We start from the raw sequence: 6531 nt of genomic DNA, 5'->3' as shown, positions 1-6531 counted from the left end.
CAAATTGCTTATCAGTGATATGACATGACATAGCGCTACTGAAAAAGGATACAAAATAAAGTAACAAAACTATCCTCAACCCCATTCCTCCCTGAAAATATAACGCCCAATTAATGGGCTTTTATTGCTGGCTAAAATTGCGAGGAACGAGCACAGCCAGCTGTAAAAGTCCCGTTGAATTGCTTGTTATATGCCTGATAAAACTGAACTTAAATACAAAAGTTAGAAGTAAAAGACGGTAGTAATAAACGCACTATAAATTGAGCTACCCACAAATACCAGAACGAAATAATAGCTTTGTTACATTACGTAGTAATAAAAACAACAAAGCTTATTAGTGACTATTGAATAACGATAATAGCGAAACTCGTAGCAGCGTTTACAAAAGCACCTTTGATAAAAACATTTTTAGCTAAACCAACCATACTATTTGAGTGCATATAACGCCTTGCTAAGCGGATAAAAATGGTTGGCTATAATCGCGAAGCGATGGCCAACTGTTTTTATTCCGTTTAAGCAACTTGTTAGGCAAAATTATCGAATAAAACCAATTCCATTTTTAGGAGCATTAACTTCTGTACTATATTCTTTTTCAATTCCTGCATAGACATATTCACACAGCGCTAAATAAGGGTTTTCACTATTCTCATCAATATTAAATGTTTTTCCAAGAACATGAAAAGTAGAAATTGGACTACCATATTGAATACCTACTTCTAATACCATGCCTCCAAAATAACGAGATTCTGAACTTTTGAAGTGCATTTTCAAGCCGATGTAACATTTACCGTCTACCTTAGCAATTACATTCGGTCTCTTTACAGTATTCACCACACCGTTTAAATTTTCATTCAACTGGACTAAATAAACAGTATCATTTGGAGCCCCTAAGTACTCTCTTAGCTCTCCAGAAAAAACATGAGCTAACTTAAGCGAGCTTTCTTCATAACTATAAGAAAGCTCGATATTTTTAACTGCCAAATCTGCTAATTCACTATATTTACTCATATTACGTAGATCCTTTTTTGCCTAACAGCTTATTAGTTTGCAAAAACCCTGCTTTCCACAAAACATTTACAAACAACTTTAAAAATCTAGATTAAGTCACTTTAATCGAAATATCAACAATATAACTTTTTTACCTATGCTAGCAGCTGCGTGAAAGGAGGAAAAAAACCTGCTTTGTTGTAGAAAGCGAGAAATACACAGATCTGTATATAAATACAGTGTTAGTGTAGCGGTATAAACATTATTTTTTGTTTGTATAAAAAATAATGTTCTGATAGTAGATGACAAAGTAATGAAAAGTGGTTTAATTATTTACAGTGTACGAAAGGTAAACTAGCTATTATTTCAATAAAATAAAGTTGCAGATTATTTACAGATCAAATTTAAAACTAAAGTGGTAATACCGATAAGTTAAATTTATCAGCAGCATCTTCAACAGTTTTTTCGTTACCTAAATGAGCAAGCATAGGAACCTTTAATAAAGAAGAAAGTTCCGTTATGTTTTCTTCTAAATAATTCATCCCTTCAAATGCGTTAGCAACCCAGCCGACACATTCAAGGCCATCAGCTAAAATAGATTCATACGTTAATACCGCATGGTTTAGGCAACCTAGCTTCATATTAACCACTAAAATAACTTGTTGATTTGATTGCTTAACAAAATCAGATAAAAACTGCCCATCACCTAAAGGTAATCGCCAACCACCCGCTCCTTCAGTAATTGTTATATCTGCTTTTAGTGAGGTTACATTTTTATAATGTTCTATTACATTACTGACTGTAATACCTGTACCTGATTTTTGTGCCGCAATATGAGGAGCAATTGGCTCTTTAAAAGCGATAGGATTAATAACCGTAATTGATTGATCACTATTAGCAACTTGCTGTAGTAAAAAGGCGTCTTCGTTTACTAATTTACCTTCAATAATATCGCAGCCTGCTGAAATAGGTTTATAAACAGCGACTGTTTTACCTATATTGGTTAACGCTTTAACTAAAGCGGTGGCAACAAATGTTTTACCGGCATCTGTGTCTGTAGCCGTAATAAAAAGATTAGACATTCAATTTAACCGCAATGCCTGAAAATGCACAATAAGTGGCAGGATAAACGCCACTAGGCTCTTGAAAGTCTTGATAGCGTTTAGTCATTTTTTTCCACTTGTCTTTTCCTGCTAACCCTTTTTTAGTTTTATTAGGAACATGGTTAGCGCCAAGACCTTTTAACTCACGAGCTAGGTGAAGCACATTCTCATATTCTAAAACGATATCTTTAACGTCGTTTTCTAATAATTTAAAAGGTGAATCTTCAAACGTTTGTATTAATGTTTCTTCTTTTTTAAAATCAATAACATGTTTATCGTCGTCTACTTGTTTCCAAGATGATTTAAGTTCATGTAAAGTACCATCAACCAAAGTGCTAAAAATAAATAATCCACCGGGTTTTAATACACGTGTAATTTCAACTAATAGGTCACTTAACGGGTTACACCATTGGATCATCAAATTAGAATAGATAACGTCAATACTATTATTCTCAAAAGGAAGTTTGTATGCATCAGCTTCAATCCATTGAATGTCATGAGTTGACCTTGCTTCTGCAAAATTGAGCATTTTTTTAGAGAGGTCTACACCAATAACTTGTTGATATTTACTGGCAAGTATATTGGTGAAAAAACCGGTTCCGCACCCTAAATCAACAATGTTCAAATCGGTTCTATTAGGTAATTTAGACATTAAATGCTTACCTGTATAACGCTGTAAGCGTGCAGATATGTCGTAAGAATGGGTTGCTGAACTAAATGAACGAGCAATGTTGACCCTAATGTGGGTATTAACCATTAAAAATACGCCTTGTTTATACTACTTGCTAAGTGTTTGACATCATTTGCATTATGAGATGCTGTTATAGTAACACGTAACCTAGAGCTATTATTCGCAACCGTTGGTGGACGAATTGCAGTAACCCAAATTCCATTTTCTTTCAGTTTTTCACTCGTGCTTAATGTTTTATCTGCTGAACCTAAAACAATGGCATGTATAGAGGATTCAGTTTTTATTAATTCAATATCATCATTTAATTCTGTAGACAATAAATGACTAAGTTCTGTTATTTTTTCTCGTCGCCAATGCTCTTTTTGAGCCAGTTTTATACTAGATTTTGTTGCCCAAGCAACTGCGGGCGATATTGCTGTTGAATATATGTAGTGCCTAGAAAAATTAACTAAATATTCGTAAATATCGTTATTGCAAACAACAAAAGCTCCGCTGGTAGCCAGTGCTTTTCCAAAGGTTGCCATTACCATATCTAAAGGTGCTTGGCTTAAACTCCCTTCACCTAAAAGCCCTTTTACACCTATACTATGTGCGTCATCTATATAGGTTAACGCTTTGTGCTTATTAGCGAGTTCGCTAATAGAACGTAAATTAGCTTGATCGCCGTCCATACTAAATACGCCTTCTGAAACGATAATATTATCTTTATCAGATGACGAGCTTAGCAATGTATCAAGTTGTAGCATATCGTTATGCAAAAAACGTTTAGTGCGTGCTTTAGAAGCTAATGCTCCGTCAATTAACGATGCATGACTTAATTTGTCTAACCAATAGTTGGTGTTTTTCTCACCTAAGGCATCTAAAACACCTTGGTTTGCGGCAAATCCACTTGAAAATAATAAACATTTTGGTTTGTTTAACCATGTGCATATATCGTTTTCAAGAGATTGATGCGCATAGTGATACCCAGTAATTAAGCTAGAAGCACTTGCACAGGTACCAAATTTATCAGCACCCTCTTGCATCGCTTTGTTAATTTCAGCGTGGTTATTCAATCCTAAATAATCGTTAGATGAAAAATTTAGATAGGTTTTACCCTCTATTTTAACTTCTCGCGCAGTCTGTGACTCAACACACTTTGTTGTTCGGTACAAAGCGTGTTCACGTTGTTGCGTTAATTTTTGCTGAATAAAATCAAAGGACAAAATAAATACAACTCAGTTAATTAGCAGCGTTGTAAAATTTGTCGCTGTTTTGTTGATTAACAACTGCAGTTTTCACTTTCAACACTTGTTCTTCTTCAGTAATGCTATCGATCGTTTCGGTGTTTATACCTAGTTTTTTGAACAAGGCAACATCAGCATTAGTTTCTGGGTTATCTGCCGTTAAGAGTTTACAACCGTAAAAAATTGAGTTTGCACCGGCTAAGAAGCACATGGCTTGCATTTGTTCATTCATTTCTGAACGACCAGCAGATAAACGCACATGGCTTTTCGGCATAATAATACGCGCAACAGCTATACAACGAATAAAGTCGAAATGGTCTAAATCATCAACGTCTGCCAATGGTGTACCTTCAACTTTAACTAACATATTAATTGGCACACTTTCAGGTTGTGGAGAAAGGTTAGCTAATTGAATAAGTAATGAAATACGGTCTTTCGCATCTTCACCAAGGCCAACTATTCCGCCACTACATACTTTCATACCGGCTTTACGCACATTGCCTAAAGTATCTAAACGATCTTGGTAAGTACGGGTAGTTATAATTTGGTTGTAATGCTCTGGCGAGGTATCTAAGTTATGATTGTAGTAATCTAGGCCAGCAGTTTGTAACTCGTCTGCTTGATCTTCAGATAACATACCTAACGTCATACAGGTTTCTAAACCCATCGCTTTAACGCCTTTAACCATTTCAACAACTAATGGCATATCACGCTCTTTTGGATTTCTCCATGCCGCACCCATGCAAAAACGGGTTGAACCTTGTTGTTTAGCTTTTTCAGCAGCTTCTAATACTTTTTCAACAGCCATTAATCTTTCTTTATCAATATCTGTTTTGTAACGAGCACTTTGCGAACAGTATTTACAATCTTCTGGGCAAGCACCTGTTTTAATTGATAATAACGTACTTACTTGCACTTCGTTTGCGTTGAAGTTTTTACGATGAACCGTTTGCGCTTCAAACATTAAGTCATTAAAAGGCATATCAAATAAAGCCTGTACTTCTTCTTTGGTCCAATCGTGACGAACCACCTGGTCAGACTCTTTTAACATATTCAACGAATTAAGCTGTACAGACATAAGCTACCTTTTTCTTGTTAATAATAAACAGTGATAATGAGGTGACATAGACGCGATAGAGCATATTGCATCTACATTTATTTACGCGTAGTCTACCATCAAAATTTACTTGTAAACATAGCAACGAGAATTAAGTTAACATATGTCTAATTTATATACAGATGATTTGGCGTTTGATCGCGAACATATTTGGCATCCCTATACGTCAATGACTAACCCACTCCCAAGCTTTATGGTTGAATCGGCTAATGGTGTACACATTAATTTAGCTTCAGGTGAGCAGTTGGTTGATGGTATGTCTTCGTGGTGGTCGGTGCTACATGGGTACAATCACCCTGTTCTTAATGAAGCTTTGATTGAACAAAGTAAAAACATGTCGCATGTTATGTTTGGCGGTTTAACCCATAAACCTGCTGTTGAGTTATGTAAAAAGCTTGTGCGTATTACCCCTAAAGGATTAAATAAAGTATTTTTGTCTGACAGTGGATCTGTTTCAGTAGAGGTTGCTATGAAAATGGCAATTCAATATTGGGGCTCAAAAGGTAAACCCACTAAAAATAAAATGCTTACGGTAAAAAATGGTTATCACGGAGATACCTTTGCCACCATGTCTGTATCAGACCCTACAACAGGTATGCATCATATATACAGCGAGGCATTAGCTAAACAATACTTTGCCCCTGCCCCAACTATTATGATTGATGAGCAATGGAACGAAAAAGATGTCGCTGAATTAACAGAGCTATTCAAAAAACATCACGATGATATTGCGGCCTTTATAATAGAGCCTATAGTGCAAGGTACTGGTGGTATGCGCTTTTATCATCCTGAATACCTTAAAGCCTGTAGAAAGTTATGTGATCAATACAATGTACTTTTGATTGCTGACGAAATAGCAACTGGTTTAGGCCGAACAGGTAAACTGTTTGCTTGTGAGTGGGCAAATATTACCCCTGACATTATGTGCTTAGGTAAAACCTTAACGGGTGGTTATATCACGCTAGCAGCAACGCTTTGTACTAACGAAATTGCTGAAGGTATTAGCAATAGCGAGGCGGGTTGTTTTATGCACGGCCCTACTTTTATGGGAAATCCTCTGGCATGTGCAGTCGCTAATGCAAGTATTGGTTTATTAGAAAGTAGTGATTGGAAAGCAAGTATTACACGTATAGAAAGTTACCTTAAACAACATCTTGTCCCTTTAAATACTAATAACCGTGTACAAGATACGCGTGTGTTAGGAGGAATAGGCGTTGTAGAAACAAAGTCTTCGGTAAATATGGCGGTAATTCAAAAGCGCTTTGTTGAATTAGGTGTATGGATACGCCCTTTTGGTAAACTTATTTATATTATGCCGCCGTTAATCTCTACTCATGAAAATTTACAAACAATTATTGATGCGATAAAAACTGTATTGAATGAAGACGATTGTTTTTCGTCATAATG

The 6531-nt window shown here is 35.9% G+C and carries 6 protein-coding genes; 1 reads left to right on the top strand and 5 read right to left on the bottom strand.

What is annotated here, in order from left to right; translation table 11 throughout:
- Positions 1–534: 534 nt before the first annotated feature.
- The 5 genes from B0X80_RS19175 to bioB all read right to left on the bottom strand — a co-directional run bounded on the left by B0X80_RS19175 (position 535) and on the right by bioB (position 5085).
- The gene (locus B0X80_RS19175; RefSeq protein WP_077343242.1) at positions 535–1008 is read right to left on the bottom strand and encodes a hypothetical protein; all 474 of its coding nucleotides are present in this window, start codon (positions 1006–1008) and stop codon (positions 535–537) included.
- A 389-nt stretch (positions 1009–1397) separates the two neighbouring features.
- Positions 1398–2069, bottom strand: coding sequence for a dethiobiotin synthase (gene bioD / locus B0X80_RS19170; RefSeq protein ID WP_077343240.1), 672 nt, complete (start codon positions 2067–2069; stop codon positions 1398–1400).
- Positions 2062–2847: a malonyl-ACP O-methyltransferase BioC gene (gene bioC, locus B0X80_RS19165; protein WP_077343238.1), complete on the bottom strand. Its 786-nt coding sequence runs from the start codon at positions 2845–2847 to the stop codon at positions 2062–2064. The genes bioD and bioC overlap by 8 nt, the downstream gene beginning before the upstream one ends.
- The gene (locus B0X80_RS19160) at positions 2847–3986 is read right to left on the bottom strand and encodes an aminotransferase class I/II-fold pyridoxal phosphate-dependent enzyme (RefSeq protein WP_077343236.1); all 1140 of its coding nucleotides are present in this window, start codon (positions 3984–3986) and stop codon (positions 2847–2849) included. The genes bioC and B0X80_RS19160 overlap by 1 nt, the downstream gene beginning before the upstream one ends.
- Positions 3987–4002: 16 nt before the next feature.
- Positions 4003–5085, bottom strand: coding sequence for a biotin synthase BioB (bioB, locus tag B0X80_RS19155; RefSeq protein ID WP_077343234.1), 1083 nt, complete (start codon positions 5083–5085; stop codon positions 4003–4005).
- A gap of 142 nt (positions 5086–5227) precedes the next feature.
- On the opposite strand from bioB, the gene bioA reads away from it, so the two are divergent.
- Complete coding sequence (bioA, locus tag B0X80_RS19150; protein WP_077343232.1) at positions 5228–6529, top strand: adenosylmethionine--8-amino-7-oxononanoate transaminase; 1302 nt, start codon at positions 5228–5230, stop codon at positions 6527–6529.
- The last annotated feature ends 2 nt before the right edge of the window (positions 6530–6531 follow it).

The sequence above is a fragment of the Pseudocolwellia agarivorans genome (genome assembly GCF_002000085.1).
Classification (GTDB): Bacteria; Pseudomonadota; Gammaproteobacteria; order Enterobacterales; family Alteromonadaceae; genus Pseudocolwellia; species Pseudocolwellia agarivorans.
This window is presented reverse-complemented; position numbering and strand designations above follow the sequence as displayed.

Coding starts and splice junctions, on each gene's coding strand:
- bioD (WP_077343240.1), bottom strand. CDS start 2,069: ATGTCTAATCTTTTTATTACGGCTACAGACACAGATGCCGGTAAAACA.
- bioB (WP_077343234.1), bottom strand. CDS start 5,085: ATGTCTGTACAGCTTAATTCGTTGAATATGTTAAAAGAGTCTGACCAG.
- B0X80_RS19175 (WP_077343242.1), bottom strand. CDS start 1,008: ATGAGTAAATATAGTGAATTAGCAGATTTGGCAGTTAAAAATATCGAG.
- bioA (WP_077343232.1), top strand. CDS start 5,228: ATGTCTAATTTATATACAGATGATTTGGCGTTTGATCGCGAACATATT.
- bioC (WP_077343238.1), bottom strand. CDS start 2,847: ATGGTTAATACCCACATTAGGGTCAACATTGCTCGTTCATTTAGTTCA.